The organism is Cereibacter changlensis JA139 (assembly GCF_003034985.1).
GTDB classification, from domain to species: domain Bacteria; phylum Pseudomonadota; class Alphaproteobacteria; order Rhodobacterales; family Rhodobacteraceae; genus Cereibacter; species Cereibacter changlensis.
Window position 1 is genome coordinate 1 of sequence record NZ_PZKG01000308.1, and the last position, 1,793, is coordinate 1,793.

The 1,793-nt window shown below is 69.7% G+C and carries 2 protein-coding genes; both read left to right on the top strand.

Annotated features, from left to right (window positions below):
- Nucleotides 1-791 (top strand): beta-barrel domain-containing protein (locus tag C5F48_RS23515; RefSeq protein ID WP_146170750.1); only part of this gene is annotated, 791 nt, incomplete at its 5' end.
- 43 nt (nucleotides 792-834) lie between these two features.
- Nucleotides 835-1,793 (top strand): hypothetical protein (locus C5F48_RS23520; protein WP_146170751.1); only part of this gene is annotated, 959 nt, incomplete at its 3' end.

A 1,793-nucleotide genomic window follows, 5' to 3' on the forward strand; every position in this document is an offset into this window, starting at 1 on the left:
ACACCGCGGCGCTCGAGGCGCGGCGGGTGGCGCTGGAGCGCCAGCTGGATGTCGCCTCGCGCACCGTCACCCGCAGCGGCTCGCTGGCCGGGTCGGGCATCCTGTCGAAGGCGCAGGTCGAGGCGGCGGAATCCGAGCAGGCCCGGGTCTCCGGCGCGCTGCAGGAGACTGAGGCGCAGATCCTGTCCAACGTCGTGCAGGCCCGCGAGATCGCCGTGCGCTCCGAGCGTCTCGACCGCACGGCGGCCTATGAGGCGCATCGCAAGCTGCGCGAGATCGAGCCGGTCCTCGCCGAGACCCGGCAGAAGATCGAGGCGCTGGAGCTGCGGCTGGCCCGGGCCGAGGTGAAGGCCCCGGTGGCAGGGCTGATCCACGAGCTGCCGGTGAACACCATCGGTCAGGTGGTCGGCCCGGGCGAGGTGCTGGCGACGATCGTGCCGGAGGGCGCCGATCTGGTGATCGAGTTCCGCGTGCCGACCACCGACATCGATCAGCTTGCGGCAGGGCAGGAGGCGCGGCTGCGCTTCCCGGCCTTCAACCGCCGCACCACGCCGGAACTGGTGGGGCGCATCGCGACCGTCGCTCCGGCCAGCACCACGGATCCTGCCACCGGGACGAGCTTCTTCCTCGCCACCGCGGCGCCGGCGGAAGGCGTTAGCCTGCCGGAGGGGGCGGTGCTGGTGCCGGGCATGCCGGTCGAGGTCTATGTCACCACCCGGTCGCGCACCGCCTACGACTACATCGCGCAACCGATCCGCGACAGCCTGACCCGAAGCATGATAGAAGAGTGACGGGGGCGCCGCCGAGGCAGGCGGCGCGGGGGGGACAGATGGTTTGACGGTGGATGTCGACGGCACGCGCCCGGAGATCCCGCGGCGGACGCTTTCGGTGGCGATGCGCGGCTGGCGGTCGCTAGGCCTGACGGCGCAGTTCATGCTGCTGGTTTTCCTGATCCTGGTGCCCGCCTTCATCATCTCGGAGCGGATGGAGCGCTTCATCGCCAAGCGGCAGCTATTGGAAAGCTCGCTCGCCGTCGAGGAGGTGGTGCTGCGCTCGGAGGTGCTGCCGATCATGGGCAGCCTGCCGCTGCGCGGCGCCCTGCCGGAGGCCACCGCCATCGCGCTGGACAACGCGATCCACATCTGGATGCGCAACCGCCACATCGTCAAGCTGAAGATCTGGAGCGTCGAAGGCCGGCTGCTGTTCGACTCGCTGCATGCCAGTCCGCTCGGCGCGCCCTTCGACGAAGCCGCCGTGGCCCGGGCGCTGGCGGGCGAAACGGTGACGGTGGAACTGGACCCGGACTCGGCCGAGAACCTGAACGACGTCGATCTCGGCACGGCGATCCGCGAGGTCTACATGCCGCTGCGCGCCCTCGACGGCACCATGCTGGGCGTCGTGGAGGTTTATTACGATTTCGACCAGCTGGTGGCGCGGCTCGACGCATTGATGAACACGCTGGATCTGGTGCGGATCGCCGTGCTCTCGGCCGGGATGCTGCTGCTGGCGATCCTCGTGCGCTTCGCCCATCGGCGGTTGATCCTGCAGGACGGGCAGCTGCGCGCCAGCCTGCAGGAGAGCGAGAGGCTCTTCGCCGAAAAGGCCCGGCTGCTCGACGAATCCGAGGAGCTGCGCCGCGGCGCCTCCGAGGCCAGCGAGACCCTGCTGAACCAGATCGGCACCGAGCTGCATGACGGGCCGGTGCAGCTGCTGTCGCTGGCGGCGCTCTATCGCGGCAAGATCCAGGTCGCCGAAGAAGACGAGATCCGGGTGCGCAAGGCGCAGGACCTCTT